The following is a 15,152-nucleotide window of genomic DNA, read 5'->3' as shown; positions in this document are numbered from 1 at the left end:
GACAGGAAGAACGGACCAGAGCACCGCCATACTCTGATTTGATTTCGCAAAAATTCAGATCGGAGGAAAACATAAGTGGCTTACAATAAAGCAAAAGAAGAATATAGATGGAACCAGTGGAAAGCAGAGGAAGAGAAGATCCTGCGTGAACAGGGCGTGGATGAAGAGACGATCCAGAAGCTTCGGGAGTACGACTGGGACGATTTCAATGCAGAGCGGAGATTCCGGGAACACCAGACCTCGCTTCTGGACTGTATGGAACTGCTCCTGGAAGAAAAAGAAACCAAAGAGTCCCAGCCGGAGAGCGTAGAAGCCCTGCTGGATACCGAAGAATATACAGAGGCGTACTATTAAGACAGCCCCTCCGTCTGCGAAGATCAGCATTCAGCCAGAACAGAAGCTCCGTGTGGTCAGCTCCGACGCCCTGACAGCCCGGATGCAGAAGCAGATGGAACGAAGGGCAGCGAAACAGGCGGCGAAGAAAGCAGCTTTGCAGACTTCCGATGGAGTACGCAGGATACAGAAAACGGCAAGGGCAGGGGAGAATACCTTCAAGGCAGCCAAGGCCGCCGTGGAAGCGGCAGCGAAAACCGTACAGTCCATGATAGCTGCACTGGGAGCCGCCGGAGCGGTCATGGTTCTGCTTCTGGTTATCATAGTCGGAATTATTGGCGGTGCCGCATTTTCGGGAAGCTCAGAGAGCAGCGAAGCACTCAGCCAGGAAGTCCTTTCCTACACATCAACCATCCAGAAATACGCCAATCAGTATGGAATCCCCGAATACGTCTCGGTGATACAGGCGATCATGATGCAGGAATCCGGCGGTCGGGGAACCGATCCCATGCAGAGCAGTGAGTGCCCATACAACACCCGGTACTCCAACAGCCCCAATGCCATCCAGGATGCAGATTACTCCATACAAGTGGGAATCCAATATTATGCGGACTGCCTGAAGGAAGCCGGATGCACTAGTCCCCAGGACATGGACAAGCTGAAACTGTCTCTGCAAGGATATAACTACGGTAACGGATACATAACGTGGGCTCTCCGAAACTATGGGGGCTACAGTGCAGAAAACGCTTTGCAGTTTTCCAATGAACAGGCGGCTTCACATGGCTGGAGTGCCTATGGGGATCCAGAATATGTCCCTCACGTCCTGCGGTATTATTCTAGCGGCGGATTGTTTGCCGGCCTGTTTGGAGGCAACGGCCAGATTGTATCTGTGGCACTTACCCAGCTTGGAAATGAAGGTGGCCAGAAGTTCTGGTCGTGGTATGGATTTGACAGCCATGTAGCATGGTGTGCCTGCTTTGCCAGCTGGTGTGGAGATCAGGCAGGATTAATCGAAAACGGTAAGATGCCGAAGTTCTCTCTGTGTGATGACGGAATCGCATGGTTTCAGAACAAGGGAAAATGGAAGAGCCGAGGATACTCGCCAGAGCCCGGAACCCTAATCTTTTTTGACTGGAACGGAGATGGAACCTCAGACCATGTAGGAATCGTGGAGAAAACCGAGGGCAGTACCGTATACACCGTAGAGGGAAACTCCAGTGATGCCGTGAACCAGAGAAGCTACGATATCAATAACGGAACGATCATGGGATATGGTATACTTTGAAAATTAATATGTTGACTCTTAGAGAGTAGTCAATAGTTTAGATTACCTTGACTAAAAAACAAATATAAAGTATTATGTGATTAGCTTCAACTAACTAGAAAAGGAGGGCGCACAATGACAAACCAATATATGACGAAGCTGTATCACGATCTGCTCTCCAACTCTCCGCAGACAGTGACAATAGATATTCCGGCTGATATGGGAACAGGTCAGATTTCGCAAGTTGTTACAAAGCAAGGAGCTGTTGTATCAGACTGGAAAATGAACTATTTTTCAGATATGAATGTGCAGGGTGTAAGCTGCGAAGATTATATTCAACTTTTATTCTGCTTCAATGATGGCGTATCGTGGAATATTGCAGATGCACGTCAAAGTGTCAGCATCCAGAAAGGCGAATCCTGCATTTATCGGGGACATGGTAAAATGGAATATTTGTGTTATTCTGGGAAGAAAGATTTCCTTTTTAAGAATATAAAAATTCTCATGCCATATTTTCACAAAATTTTGAATGACTACTTTGAAGATAGTGAAATAAACGCTTATGAAAAGAAATTACTGACAGGGATTTCAAAAGTGAGCGTTACCCCGTATATGGAGCACATTTTTGCGGAGGTAAAAGATTTTACGCAATACCGAGGTGGTTTAGGGTATTTATTCTTGGAAAGTAAAGTTTTTGAATTGCTGTCTGTATATTTAAGTGAAGTATTGGAACTCAGTATTCTTTCATCGAACCATATTAGCATTTCCAAAAGTGACAGGGATTCGATTACCGAAGCAAAAAGGATTATTGACAGTCAGCTTGCTTTTGCACCAAGCTGTGAGGAATTGGCGAAAAAGGTAAATATCAGTGTTTCTAAACTGACGAAAGGATTTAATTCTTTATTTGGAACATCGGTTCACGCATATATTATAGATCAAAGACTGGAAAAGGCTGCGGGGCTTCTTTTGGAAAGTGACTTGAACGTAAGTCAGATCGCGATGCTGGTTGGATATTCAAAACCAAGCAACTTTGCGGCTGCGTTCAAAAAGAAATATGGGGTAATACCCAAGAATTATAAAGATGAAAATACGATTGGCTAAACCTAAAAATACCGATTTTGGGTAGAATGAAATCGAGTTTGGGTTGGATGTAACGACGAAAATTGGTACAATTTGCGATGTGGTTAGAGACGATTAACCACATCGCATTTTTTATTTTCCAAATAAAGGGAGGAGGAATAAGTATTATGAAACAAAAGTTAAATGCGAAAGATTTTATTCTCATCGGTGTTTTAACGGCCCTTATGTGGATTATTTGCATGATTATCAGCACCATTATGAGCGTGGCTGGCCCGGTAACAAATGTATTTTACCCATCCGTTGTTGCAATCCCGAATGGTATCGTTATGATGCTTCTACTGGCTAAGGTACCGAAGAAAGGCGTGTTTACCATTTGCGCCGCAATTCAGGCTATCCTGTTTCTGCTGGTGGGTGCTTTCTGGTTCATTCCTATCGGTTTGATAATTGGCGGTGTCATCTGCGATTTCCTGGTTATGAGCCGGAATGAAATTACAATGAAGTCCATGATGACAGCCTATGCGCTGTTCAGTGCTATTTTTGCTTTTAGTGCTATCTGCCCTATCAAATTTCTTCAAAGCGCGTTTGTCGGAGCAATGGAGAAAAACAATATTGCTCCGGAGTACATTCAGGGAATGTTGAACATTACTTCCGTTCCCATGCTGGTAGTCATTGTTGCTGCCGGATTGGTGGGCGGTCTGATTGGTGGCTTTATCGGTCAGAAAGCATTGAAAAAACACTTTATCAAAGCTGGACTTGTTTCAGTAAAATAACAGGATCAGCCCCCTGAAACTTTATCAGGCAATACAGGCAAGCGGGCTGCCTGACTTCAGAGCGTGGGGCTGAGAACAGTCCCGCGCTTTGATTTTTATAGGGAGACATTTGAATGGAAGAAGCACAAATTAAACAAATAATTGAGCGCCAGCCCCTACATGGCTCTGCGCTCCTCGACCCACGTTGCAAGATACTTCTTTTGGTCTGCATTGGTTTTGTCAGTTATTTTCTGGCCGGAGAAGTTGTCAGTCTCGCGCTCATGCTGGTTTATGGGCTGTTTATTGCCTTGGGTAACGGTGGAAAATGGGCTGTCAAAATGATAGTGATCTATATTATTGTTGCTTATCTCAATGCCCTGCTTCGTTATGTCCAAGTTCCGGTTTTAAGTGTGATTATGAGCGTGTTCGGCGTGACGGTCTTAAAATTGATTCCTATCATGATGATGGGACTTTGGATATTGCGAACTACATACATGGATGACTTAATGGTGGCACTTCAACGGATGCGGCTGCCCCAGGCAGTCACAATCCCCCTTGTTGTTATGTTCCGATATATCCCTACTTTACGGATTGAATATCGACAAATCCGAAGCACGATGGATATTCGCGGTATCAGCGATACCGTGTGGAAACGAGTATCCCATCCGTTAGCAACCATAGAATACATTTTGATACCTCTGCTAATGCGGTGCTTGAAAGTTACCGATGAACTGGCTGCATCCGGCACAACACGCGGTCTGGAGTTGGAATGCAAACGATATGCGTTGCGGCCAATCCGTTTTTCGTGGCGGGAAATTGTGGTATCGCTGTTGGGTATCCTCTTTTTGGTCGGGTTGCTGTTTATTGACCAGACTAAAATCGGGGAAATCATTTTATGGAGGGTGTGACGATGATCTCATTTCAGAATTTTAGCTTTCGTTATGAAGAAAGCAAAGACTTTACCCTCCGTGGCATTGATATGACCGTACAGACAGGAGAATTTATTCTTTTGACTGGGCGAAGCGGCTGCGGCAAAACAACCCTGATCCGCTCGCTTAATGGTCTGATTCCGCACTTTTATCCCGGAGAAATCCAAGGCGATCTGCTTATGGATGGCCATTCGCTGCTGGAAATGAAGCCGTCTGAATTGGCAGGACAGGTTGGAACGGTATTCCAAGATCCACGTTCTCAGTTCTTTATGACGGATACCACGCGAGAATTGGCTTTCGGCTGCGAAAACCTCGGACTGCCCCGCGAGGAAACGATTGACCGTATTGCAAAAGCGGCGAAAGAGTTGGAATTGGTAGATTACTTAAACAGAAGTATCTTTGCTTTATCCAGCGGGGAAAAACAACAGATCGCAATCGGTTCTGTCTATGCGCTGGGGCCAAAAGTATATATTTTTGATGAACCATCGGCCAATCTGGACTATGCCGCTACCAAACGGCTGGCAGAAATTATGGGAAAACTGAAACACGCTGGATACACCATTTTTGTGGTAGAGCATCGTTTTTATTATTTGCGCGATCTGATTGACCGAGCCTTTCTGATTCAGAATGGAAAAATTGAGCATGAGTTCAAAAGGGAACAGTTTTGCTCTCTGCCTGAAGAAACACGAATTTCTTATGGCCTGCGGACAGCATACCCGGAACGCGATGCAGAACATTATCAGGAAAAGCCGCACACAAAGGATGAGACACATCGGCTGAATGTTCACAATTTAGGCTTTGCCTACAAGAAGGGGCCGGATATTTTTCAAAATGTCAGCTTTGAAGCTCATGCAGGAGATGTGATCGGTATTCTGGGCCATAACGGAGCTGGAAAAACAACCCTCTTATCTATTTTAACGGGTCTGCTAAAGCAGCAGCGCGGCGAGGTCTGCTTTGACGGAAAAAAACTTACACCACGCCAGCGGCGGTCACTTTCCTATCTTGTCATGCAAGATACGGATTATCAGCTTTTTGCCAGCAGCGTGGAGGAAGAACTATCCCTTGGAATGAGGGACGATTGCAAAGAAAAAGTGGATGAAACACTGAAAGCACTGGAACTATCAGATTACCGGGAACGGCATCCGGCATCCCTTTCAGGAGGTCAAAAGCAACGGGTTACTATCGGTGCGGCAATCGTAAAGGGCAGCCCGGTAATCTACTTTGACGAGCCTACCAGTGGTTTGGACTATGATTCTATGGTGCGTGTCAGCAAACTGATCGAACAGCTTTCAGGCTCTGGTGTGATCGTGTTTGTGGTGTCCCACGATTTTGAGTTTATTGTCCGTACCTGTACGGAGGTGGTTCAGTTGGATGATGACGGGGCTATTCAAAATCAAAGGCTTTCACCAGAAATTTTGAAAACGCTGTCCGAAAAATATTTTACCTGATAGGAGGTTGGAATTATGTTTCAAAAAGTATTTGAGTATGCAGGGCCTCATAAGAAGGGGCTTTATGCAGCAACGGCCATCGTGCTGGTCAGCGTCCTGATGGGTGTCTTGCCCTTTGTGCTGGCTTATCAGGTGATCGCGCCGCTGGTCATGGGTGAATCTATTGAAGCATCCTTTATCATTTTGCGCGTGGTTCTTGTCTTGGCGTGTCTGGTGCTGCAAGCCCTTTTCTATGGCTGGGGGCTGAATCTTTCTCACAAAGCCGCTTACGACACGCTGCTCCGTCTGCGGACGGCACTTCAAAAACGGTTTGAAAAGCTGCCCCTCGGTGTCATTCAGGATAAAGGCACCGGCACAGTCAAAAAGCTGTTCGTGGATGATGTAGACAGTCTGGAAGTTTTGCTAGCTCACTCTATGCCGGAGGGAATTGCAAACCTGATGATCCCTATTGCGGTTTATGTGGCAATGTTCTTTGTGGATTGGAAATTGGCGCTTCTGTCGCTGGCATCCATTCCGATCAGTCTGATTGCCATGATGACGATGTATTCCGTTGGCATGAAGAAAATGGGGCCTTACTACATGGCCGGACAAAAGATGAACAATACCATTATTGAGTACATTAACGGTATGGAAGTTGTCAAGGTATTCAATAAGGACGCAGATTCCTATGAGCGGTTCCGCAAAGATGTATCAGATTATCGGGACTATACTCTGGCGTGGTACAAGGCGGCGTGGCCGTGGATGGCAATTTACAGCAGTCTGCTTCCATGCACCATTATTCTGACTTTGCCTGTTGGCGCATGGTTCGTTCTCTCTGGCTGGTCTACTCTGCCTAATTTGATCTTGGTACTGTGTCTTTCTTTAAGTATTGGTATGCCGCTGCTGAAATCTCTCGGTTTCCTGCCTACCATGCCCCAGCTTAACTATAAAATTTCTGCATTGGAGCAGGTGTTGGATGCGCCGGAGCTCCAGCAGACAGAAGATGCGTTCCACGGGAAAGATGACACCATTACTTATGACCATGTTTCTTTCGCTTATCAGGCCACACAGCCCGGCCCGGATGGAAAGCCTGTTGTAATTGAGGATGAAGTTCTCCATGACATTTCCTTTACGGCAAAAGCTGGACAGAAAACAGCCCTTGTTGGTGAATCTGGCTCCGGCAAGAGTACATTAGCGAAACTGCTGATTCACTATTATGACCCACAGAAAGGCAGTATTTCCATCGGTGGGCAGAAACTATGCGATATGAGTCTTGAAGCACTCAACAGCCGTATCTCCTATGTGGCACAGGATCAATACCTGTTCAATACCTCTCTGCTCGAAAACATTCGGCTTGGTCGGCTGAACGCAACGGATGAAGAAGTGGTGGAGGCCGCAAAGAAAGCTCAGTGTATGGAGTTCCTTGAGAAACTTCCGCAGGGTATTCATTCGATGGCTGGTGATGCAGGAAAAATGCTCTCCGGCGGTCAGCGCCAGCGTATTTCTCTGGCAAGGGCAATCTTAAAGGATGCTCCTATTGTGGTGCTTGACGAGGCAACTGCCTATGCCGATCCTGAAAACGAAGAAAAGATGGAGGCCGCTATTGCAGAGCTTGTAAAAGGTAAGACCCTTGTGGTTATTGCACACAAATTACCAGCCATTATGAACGCAGATCAGATTTGTGTTATGGATCACGGAAAACTGGTTGCAACGGGCAGACATCAAGAGCTGATCCAGTCCTGCCCTGAATATCAAAAGTTGTGGAAAGCGGCACAAGACAGCGCCGAGTGGAAAGTACACACTGCAAAGGAGGGGAAATAAATGTTTGCTTTGTTTTCAAGAATATTGAAACTTTCCGGCCGTTATAAGAGCCGTATTCAGGGCGCATTTGTTTGTGCGTTTCTGGAATCCATTCTGTCCAAAATGCCGATTTTTCTGGCCTTTGTGGTTTTGAGTGGATTTGCAAACAAGACCATTACCGGGCAGACTTGCCTTTATGTGGGACTTGGTCTTGCCGCTATTGTGCTGGTTCAGATGCTCGTCCATTATCTTAGTGACAGCCTGCAAAGTGCAGCGGGATATTTGATGTTCGCTGACAAGCGTATCGAATTGGGCGGCCATCTGCGGAAACTTCCGATGGGATATTTCACTTCCGGCAATATTGGCAAGATCAGTTCTGTCCTCAGTACCGACATGGTGTTCATTGAAGAAGTCGCTATGAGTACGCTGGGAAACATGATGAGCTATCTGCTGTCCTCGCTGGTTTTGCTGGCGTTCATGTTTTATCTGAATTGGCAGCTTGGCTTGATCGCTGCGATAGTTACTATTTTAGCATGGCTGGTATCTAAGGGAATGAACAAAGTTTCCCTACGAGAAGCAGCAGGCCGTCAGGAGCAGAGTGAACGGCTGACCGATGCGGTGCTGTCTTTTGTGGAGGGCATTGGTGTTATTAAGAGCTATAACCTGCTTGGAGAAAAATCCGAAGAACTGTCCGGCAATTTCAAGCGTTCCAGAAATACATCGCTTGACTTTGAACGAAAAATGACCCCGTGGACAATGGGGCTGAATATCCTTTACGGTATTGGTATTGCGGCAATTTTCGGCCTGTCTATTGTGTTGGAACAGAGCGGTGCGCTTTCTTTGGCTTATGTGTTGGGTGTTCTGCTATTTGTATTTGATCTTTTTGGCCCGTTGAAGGCTCTCTATGGAGAAGCATCCAGACTAACCGTTATGAACGCTGCCCTTGATCGTATTGAAGCGGTATTGGATGAACCGGAACTTTCCGACAACGGCAAGCAGCATATTCCGGCTCAGGCACAGCCGGGACAGCCGGAAGTCCTGCTCAACGATGTTACATTTGCTTATCAGGATAAAGAGGTTCTGCATCATATCAGTTTTGCCATGAAGAAAAATTCTATGACAGCGCTGGTTGGACCGTCCGGTAGCGGTAAGTCCACCATTGCAAACTTGCTGGCGCGACTTTGGGATGTAAAATCCGGCAATGTGACGATAAGGGGCGTGGATATTCGCAATGTACCTCTGTCGGAATTGATGGATCAGATCAGCATGGTATTCCAGCGCGTGTATCTGTTTCAGGACACTATTTACAACAATATCATCATGGGAAAGCCGGATGCCACGGAAGAAGAAGTTTATGAGGCGGCCAGAAAAGCCCGCTGCTATGATTTCATTATGGCTTTGCCCGACGGATTCCAGACGGTGGTTGGTGAGGGCGGTGCAACACTTTCCGGCGGCGAAAAACAGCGTATTTCGATTGCCCGCTGTATTCTGAAAGACGCGCCTATTGTCATTTTGGATGAAGCTACCGCAAGTGTAGATACGGACAATGAAAGCTATATTCAGGAGGCTATTTCCGAATTGGTGAAGGGAAAGACCCTGCTTGTAATCGCTCACCGCCTAAATACCATCCAGAACGCCGATCAGATTTTAGTTATAGACAACGGCCAGATTGCACAGCAAGGAACCCATGAGGAACTTTTGAAACAGTCTGGTATCTATCAGGATTTTGTCAATATCCGAAAGAGTGCGGCTGGCTGGAGTCTTGCTTAATGACGAAAGGAGCTGCCTATGAAACTTCATACTGCCGGAGAGGATTATTTGGAGGCCGTGCTTATACTTCAAAAGAAGCTCGGTATGGTGCGTTCCGTGGATGTTGCTCGGTACATGGAGGTTTCAAAACCCAGCGTATGTTACGCAGTAGGAACTTTACGAGAGGGCGGTTTTTTGACAACAGACGAAAACCATTATATACACCTGACCGACCTTGGCCGGGATGTGGCTGAAAAAATTTACGAACGCCATTGCTTTTTTACCTATCAACTTATAGCCGTTGGAGTTAATCCACAAACTGCAGAAGTTGATGCTTGTCGCATGGAACATGCAGTCAGTGATGAAAGTTTTCAAAAACTGAAAGAGCATGCGATGAGAGGGATTGCTGCACAAAAAATTGACAATACATTTGATAATTTTCCTGTGAAGAAATAGAAAATGTTGCTTTGCTAAAATAGATTAAATATGAAAGACACAAAATACAAGATATTAGCATATTTTGACAATCAATCATATCGAAAACTATTCAATGAGATAAACTCAGATTATGCAGAAAATCTACAAATTTTACTGCATAATTTGAGTTTATTTTCTTATGATGTGCTTATAATAGGAGTGATCCTTTATAAAGAGAACATAAGTAATATTATATCTGCTATTAGAAAGATAACGCAGATACCAATTATTATTTTGACGGATACTTCTTCTTTATTGTGTATGTCATGGAAAAAAGAATTAATATACGCTGGTGCAGACTGTGTAATGGATATAAATAGCACTACAGAAGAAGTAGATCTGCAGATTTTTTCATTGTCACGACGAAATAATAAACAAAAAATAACTCAAAAGCAATCCGAAACGATGATTGATAAGGGAAAACTTGTAATGGATCATAAGAAACATAAAGTATTTTGGAATGATGTAGCGTTACATTTAACACGACAAGAATATAATTTTTTATACTTATTAGCAGCGACAACGATGAGAGTATACACGTTTGAACAGATTTACCAGCTTGTCTGGAAAGATTATCCTGTTGGTGATATTAAAAATATCATCTGGTGTCTGGTAAAGCGACTGAGAAAAAAGCTGAATGTTGTTGAAGATGGTGCTGGGAATTGTATCGTCAGTGTCAGGGATATAGGTTACAAATTTGAATTGAATAAAGAAAACGAACAACAGTAAGGCGAATGATCCGTAAAAAGATTATTCGTCTTATTTTATTTATTCTGGAAAGAAGGTGATAAAAACTGACCGTCAATTGACAGTTTCCTGACCGTTAACTGACAGGTGCATCCGATACACTGTGCCTTTGTAAAGATATGATTACAAAGGAGATCCGTGTTTGCAGGGAGACAGCAGAAATGCCGGACATTCCTGTAGACAGGAAGAACGGACCAGAGCACCGCCACACTCCGATTTGATTTCGCAAAAATTCAGATCGGAGGAAAACATAAGTGGCTTACAATAAAGCAAAAGAAGAATATAGATGGAACCAGTGGAAAGCAGAGGAAGAGAAGATCCTGCGTGAACAGGGCGTGGATGAAGAGACGATCCAGAAGCTTCGGGAGTATGACTGGGACGATTTCAATGCAGAGCGGAGATTCCGGGAACACCAGACCTCGCTTCTGGACTGTATGGAACTGCTCCTGGAAGAAAAAGAAACCAAAGAGTCCCAGCCGGAGAGCGTAGAAGCCCTGCTGGATACCGTGGAGAACGAAGAACTGCTTCAGATTCTGTTATCAACTGATAAGAAAACTCTTCAGATGATTGTCCTGAAGATGATGGGATATGCACCAAAAGAGATCAGTCATCACATGGAACTGCCGGAGCAGACGGTTTATACAAGACTGCGGAGATTAAGGGAAAAGATCAAAAAGTCCATGAAATTTGAATAAAACAAAAGGTTCTCATCGGCTGACTATTAGAACGAACAGACAGGAGGATTGATACGATGGATGAGAAAGAAGTGTCCGAAATGCAGGAAGAAATGATGACGGTACTGGTAGTCGAGCCGATGAAGGCCCCCTATGTCAAGCACATCCCAAATGAGCTGGAGGATCTGCAGCAGGCGGTAGGCGGTGACATTGAAATGACCTATCCGTTTGATGATGAAGTTGGAATCCTTTTAAACGGCAATGGAAAATTTGAGGGATTGCCACTGAACCGGGCGTTATATGATGATCATGGACAGGTCTATGATGCGATAGCCGGGACTTTCCTTGTAGTAGGGCTGACAGAAGATGATTTTACTTCGCTGACACCGGAACAGATTGAAAAGTTTAAAGAAAAATACCAGTCACCGGAAATTTTTACTCTGTTTAACGGAGAACTCCATGTGATGAAGATGCCGCCGGAAGAAGAAAAAGAACAGAAAGAAAGCCGGAAGAACGATGCAAAACAAAAGAATCCGGCAAAGAAGAAAAACAGATCCGGGGCTGCAAGATAAAATATTTTTTTGTGAAGTGAATAAAAAAATACACTGCCATCGGCTAGTAAGCAGAGGGACATCCCTCGGCTGTTCTTTGGCAAGTGAATATCGGCACTACAGGTACGTTCCCAACCGTAGAAGCGTGACAGTATGAGCGCCATGATTAAGTATAGGGTAAAGATTCTTAGACTTGGAGCGAGAAAGCATAGCTGTGAATAAGGCGGTGGCAGCCTTTCGCCAGGATCACGGATGGGGGATAATGATACACGTTACCAGCCAGAGAGCGGAAGATGGACTCCGGGTTGTAATCAGAAAGACCCCCAGGACATCTGTGAGCGGCGGCAGGCCAGCCGCCCGCCTGTAGTGTCCCCTTTCCCAGAAGAAATACAGGGATAGTTCCGGGGGTGCGAGGTCAAATGCGGAACAGCAAGATAAAAAAGAAATCAATGAAGAAGTGTGTCGTTGATATCAGATACCATGCGGCTGTAGGAGACTACAGCCGTATTCTTGTGGTATTAACGTCACATCAAGGGGAGAGAACAGATGGAAGAAACAAAAAGAAGTGGAATGAGCAAGGATCAATTCTGGAATCTGATTGAAAAAGCAAAGGAAGTGTGCGGCACCGATCTGGATGCTTCGGCAGTGTGGATCAAGCAGCAGCTCTTCTATATGACACCATGACACCGGAGGATGTCCTCCAATTCCACAATCTTGTTTACAGTTACCGGGATGCGGCTTATAAGTACGGCTTATGGACAGCGGCAGGTATTATGATGGAAGCAGGGTGCAGTGATGACAGTTTTTCCGATTTTCGGATGTGGCTGATCGCCCAGGGAAAAGAAGTTTATCTGAATGCCTTAAAAGATCCGGATTCCCTTTCCGGCGTGACTCCGTATGGGTACTGTAGTTTTGAAGCGTTGGGATACATCTCATCGCAGGTCTACAGTGCCATGAAAGGGAAAAATATCTATCAGGACAGTACGGCAAGAATGCAGATGGAATGTTATGAGCAGGTGATCCGGGATATTGTGTACCATCCCATGATCGAGTATCCGCTAGAATTACCGGAAGCAATGGTGGTATATCCGAAACTCTGTGAATGCCATTTATCCGAGCAGGTAAGGAAAGCTCCTCAGAAAATAAGGACATGGAATGTTTCCCGGACGGATATCCGAAGGATGATGGCAAGAGGGAATGCTGCCATAAAGAAAATGCAGGAACAGGGAAATACACCGGAAGCGACCAGACCCGTCCGTAAGGGTACGGTAAGATAAGCTTTCTGGCAAGGAGAAGTAATGTGTTATAAAAATGAATATCAGAAAAGGGCACATGGCGAAGTGGAACAGATCTTTCGGGAGCTTCTCCCGGAAGCCGGGCTTCATGTAAGGGAAGAACAGATCCGTCTCTGCCATGAAATGCTGGATGCCCTTATGAAAAATGAAATCACGCTCTGTGATGCAGGCGTCGGCATCGGAAAGACCTATGCCTATCTGACAGCCTGCATCCTGATGCGGAAATATAGTGTACTGCATTCCGGTTATTCGGGATGTGACAGGCGGTCTGTAGTGGTATCCACTTCCAGTATCGCCTTACAGAAAGCCATCATAGAGGAATATGTTCCTTTCTTATCGGATGTACTGTTAAAAGCAGATCTGCTTCAGGGAGAATTAAAAGCAGTCGTCCGCAAGGGAAAGGAACATTTTGTATGCGATTACAGGCTGGCCCAGAGATTAGAGGCAGTCCGGGACAAGAATAAAAATCAGGCACAGATGGAGGCATTGAAGTCCCTCCGGCATAACTTTGATTTAGATTCCGTACATAACCTGAGCGGTTTTGACCGCAGGCTGGTGTGCGTACCAAAATTCTGCCCTAGGGAGTGTCCGGGAAAAGTAGAATGCCGTTATCAGAAGCATCTGGATAGTTCCAGGAAAGAGGACATTTTTTTACAGATTTGCAATCACAATTATCTTCTGGCAGATGCCATGCACCGGGCAAATGGGTACCGGCCGCTTCTGGCAGATTACAGGGCTCTGGTTGTGGATGAGGCCCATAAACTCCCGGAAGCCGCCAGCCAGATGTATGGAAGAAGCATTGGAAGGGAAGATGTGCAGGAGATTGCTTACTTTTTAGGCAGAGAGCATAAAGGCACGGATGGAAAACGGCTGATGGAAGGGTTTTCTGCACTTCAGGCGGAGATCCGAAAGCATCGGAAAGATGGCACAGAGGACATGGCTGGAAAAGAAAGTTTTTATTTTCCGCCGGGAGCTGGCACAGCCTTAGCCCAGATGCAGGAAAGGCTTCAGCTTATGATCAAAAGGCTTGCCGGGAATATTCCTTACTGGATCTTTCGGCGGATGGAAGAGATGGAAGAGCTGTTCGGATGGTTTTTAAAGAACGACAAGCGATATATTTTGTTTTTACAGCAGGACAGCCGGGGACATTTAACCTTTATGGCAGTCAACCGGGAGATCCCGAAGTATCTGGATGCGACTTTATGGAGCCGGGGATTTCCGGCGATCTTAACCAGCGGCACCTTAAAAGCCGGGAACGGGTTTGCAAGAACCAGACAGATGACCGGGCTGGAAAAAGAAACGGGCGTCCGGGAGTGTGTGGCAGAATCCCCATTCTGTTACAAAGAGAACTGTCTGCTTTACATCCCGGAGCATTTAAGACCTATGAAAAAGGGAAGCAGGGAAGAGGCCGAGCAGCTTGCCGGGCAGATCCGTGATCTGGTGTGTTCCACTTACGGGCATACGCTGGTACTGTTCACATCTTATACCCTGATGGGAAATGTGCATCAGCTTTTGCGGGATCAGATCCCGTTCCCGATGGTGCAGGTATGGAGAAACTCCCAGGAAGAGATTGCACGGTTTAAGAAGATGGAGAATGCAGTGCTGTTCGCAGCCGGCTCCTGCTGGGAAGGTGTGGACTTTCCGGGGGACATGGTATCGTCTCTCATCATCGTAAAACTGCCATTTTCTGTTCCGGACCCCATCCATGAAGCACAAAAGGAGCAGTACCGATCCCTGGAATCCTACATCCAGACCATCGTAGTCCCGGATATGCAGAAGAAGCTGCGGCAGGGATTCGGCCGGGCAATCCGCACGGAGCAGGACACCTGCGTTGTGTCCATTTTGGATCACCGGACAGCAAAGAAAGGCAGGTATCGGAGTGATGTTCTGGAAGCACTGCCAAAGTGCCAGATGGCAGAACGGATCGAAGAAGTAGAAAATTTTATCCGAAGCCGGAAAGTGGAGCGGTACTATAGCTGAGAACATCCGTGGCGTTATTGGTTCTGCCCAGATCCGGGTAGCAGACAGGACAAAAAGTTTAGTGGTATTTCAGGGGCGGTTTGGAGCGAATTGGTGG

At 45.9% G+C, this 15,152-nt stretch carries 14 protein-coding genes and 1 pseudogene; all 15 read left to right on the top strand.

The features are described from left to right. The first annotated feature begins 75 nt into the window (after positions 1–75). The 15 genes and pseudogenes from EYS05_RS18165 to EYS05_RS05380 all read left to right on the top strand — a co-directional run bounded on the left by EYS05_RS18165 (position 76) and on the right by EYS05_RS05380 (position 15,055). The gene (locus tag EYS05_RS18165) at positions 76–354 is read left to right on the top strand and encodes a hypothetical protein (protein WP_306800648.1); all 279 of its coding nucleotides are present in this window, start codon (positions 76–78) and stop codon (positions 352–354) included. Then, positions 329–1,618, top strand: a pseudogene (locus EYS05_RS05440) (lysozyme family protein); the annotation flags it as partial. The gene EYS05_RS18165 and the pseudogene EYS05_RS05440, both read left to right, overlap by 26 nt. Before the next feature lie 114 nt (positions 1,619–1,732). Beyond that, positions 1,733–2,698, top strand: a complete 966-nt coding sequence (locus EYS05_RS05435; RefSeq protein ID WP_138276771.1) for a helix-turn-helix domain-containing protein — start codon at positions 1,733–1,735, stop codon at positions 2,696–2,698. Positions 2,699–2,844: 146 nt separating this feature from the next. Beyond that, a complete protein-coding gene (locus EYS05_RS05430) occupies positions 2,845–3,447 on the top strand; it encodes an MptD family putative ECF transporter S component (RefSeq protein WP_055268004.1) in 603 nt (200 codons plus the stop codon). A gap of 113 nt (positions 3,448–3,560) precedes the next feature. Beyond that, positions 3,561–4,334: an energy-coupling factor transporter transmembrane component T family protein gene (locus EYS05_RS05425; protein WP_055268006.1), complete on the top strand. Its 774-nt coding sequence runs from the start codon at positions 3,561–3,563 to the stop codon at positions 4,332–4,334. A gap of 2 nt (positions 4,335–4,336) precedes the next feature. Continuing rightward, positions 4,337–5,803, top strand: coding sequence for an ABC transporter ATP-binding protein (locus EYS05_RS05420; protein WP_243119237.1), 1,467 nt, complete (start codon positions 4,337–4,339; stop codon positions 5,801–5,803). A 15-nt stretch (positions 5,804–5,818) separates the two neighbouring features. Next, positions 5,819–7,603: an ABC transporter ATP-binding protein gene (locus EYS05_RS05415; protein WP_138276770.1), complete on the top strand. Its 1,785-nt coding sequence runs from the start codon at positions 5,819–5,821 to the stop codon at positions 7,601–7,603. Continuing rightward, positions 7,604–9,352, top strand: coding sequence for an ABC transporter ATP-binding protein (locus EYS05_RS05410; RefSeq protein WP_138276769.1), 1,749 nt, complete (start codon positions 7,604–7,606; stop codon positions 9,350–9,352). 18 nt (positions 9,353–9,370) lie between these two features. Then, the gene (locus EYS05_RS05405; protein ID WP_117802422.1) at positions 9,371–9,787 is read left to right on the top strand and encodes a metal-dependent transcriptional regulator; all 417 of its coding nucleotides are present in this window, start codon (positions 9,371–9,373) and stop codon (positions 9,785–9,787) included. A 30-nt stretch (positions 9,788–9,817) separates the two neighbouring features. Beyond that, on the top strand, positions 9,818–10,537 hold the full coding sequence (locus EYS05_RS05400) for a winged helix-turn-helix transcriptional regulator (protein ID WP_138276768.1): 720 nt from the start codon (positions 9,818–9,820) through the stop codon (positions 10,535–10,537). A 272-nt stretch (positions 10,538–10,809) separates the two neighbouring features. After that, positions 10,810–11,250: an ECF-type sigma factor gene (locus tag EYS05_RS05395; protein ID WP_008400020.1), complete on the top strand. Its 441-nt coding sequence runs from the start codon at positions 10,810–10,812 to the stop codon at positions 11,248–11,250. Between the two features lie 56 nt (positions 11,251–11,306). Then, positions 11,307–11,801, top strand: coding sequence for a DUF3846 domain-containing protein (locus EYS05_RS05390; RefSeq protein WP_138276767.1), 495 nt, complete (start codon positions 11,307–11,309; stop codon positions 11,799–11,801). Between the two features lie 525 nt (positions 11,802–12,326). Beyond that, positions 12,327–12,464 carry a DUF4240 domain-containing protein gene (locus EYS05_RS17605; RefSeq protein WP_243119236.1) on the top strand — a complete coding sequence of 46 codons (138 nt, stop codon included), beginning with the start codon at positions 12,327–12,329 and terminating at the stop codon, positions 12,462–12,464. Next, positions 12,428–13,057: a DUF4240 domain-containing protein gene (locus EYS05_RS05385; protein WP_243119234.1), complete on the top strand. Its 630-nt coding sequence runs from the start codon at positions 12,428–12,430 to the stop codon at positions 13,055–13,057. The genes EYS05_RS17605 and EYS05_RS05385 overlap by 37 nt, the downstream gene beginning before the upstream one ends. 21 nt (positions 13,058–13,078) lie before the next feature. Next, positions 13,079–15,055 (top strand): ATP-dependent DNA helicase, encoded by a 1,977-nt coding sequence (locus EYS05_RS05380; RefSeq protein WP_055155790.1) that lies wholly within the window; start codon positions 13,079–13,081, stop codon positions 15,053–15,055. The last annotated feature ends 97 nt before the right edge of the window (positions 15,056–15,152 follow it).

Origin of the sequence: Blautia sp. SC05B48, from assembly GCF_005848555.1 — a bacterium.
GTDB lineage: Bacteria > Bacillota > Clostridia > Lachnospirales > Lachnospiraceae > Blautia_A.
This window is presented reverse-complemented; position numbering and strand designations above follow the sequence as displayed.

Coding starts and splice junctions, on each gene's coding strand:
- EYS05_RS05430 (WP_055268004.1), top strand. CDS start 2,845: ATGAAACAAAAGTTAAATGCGAAAGATTTTATTCTCATCGGTGTTTTA.
- EYS05_RS05420 (WP_243119237.1), top strand. CDS start 4,337: ATGATCTCATTTCAGAATTTTAGCTTTCGTTATGAAGAAAGCAAAGAC.
- EYS05_RS05415 (WP_138276770.1), top strand. CDS start 5,819: ATGTTTCAAAAAGTATTTGAGTATGCAGGGCCTCATAAGAAGGGGCTT.
- EYS05_RS05425 (WP_055268006.1), top strand. CDS start 3,561: ATGGAAGAAGCACAAATTAAACAAATAATTGAGCGCCAGCCCCTACAT.
- EYS05_RS05435 (WP_138276771.1), top strand. CDS start 1,733: ATGACAAACCAATATATGACGAAGCTGTATCACGATCTGCTCTCCAAC.
- EYS05_RS17605 (WP_243119236.1), top strand. CDS start 12,327: ATGGAAGAAACAAAAAGAAGTGGAATGAGCAAGGATCAATTCTGGAAT.
- EYS05_RS05380 (WP_055155790.1), top strand. CDS start 13,079: ATGTGTTATAAAAATGAATATCAGAAAAGGGCACATGGCGAAGTGGAA.
- EYS05_RS05390 (WP_138276767.1), top strand. CDS start 11,307: ATGGATGAGAAAGAAGTGTCCGAAATGCAGGAAGAAATGATGACGGTA.
- EYS05_RS05405 (WP_117802422.1), top strand. CDS start 9,371: ATGAAACTTCATACTGCCGGAGAGGATTATTTGGAGGCCGTGCTTATA.
- EYS05_RS05400 (WP_138276768.1), top strand. CDS start 9,818: ATGAAAGACACAAAATACAAGATATTAGCATATTTTGACAATCAATCA.
- EYS05_RS05410 (WP_138276769.1), top strand. CDS start 7,604: ATGTTTGCTTTGTTTTCAAGAATATTGAAACTTTCCGGCCGTTATAAG.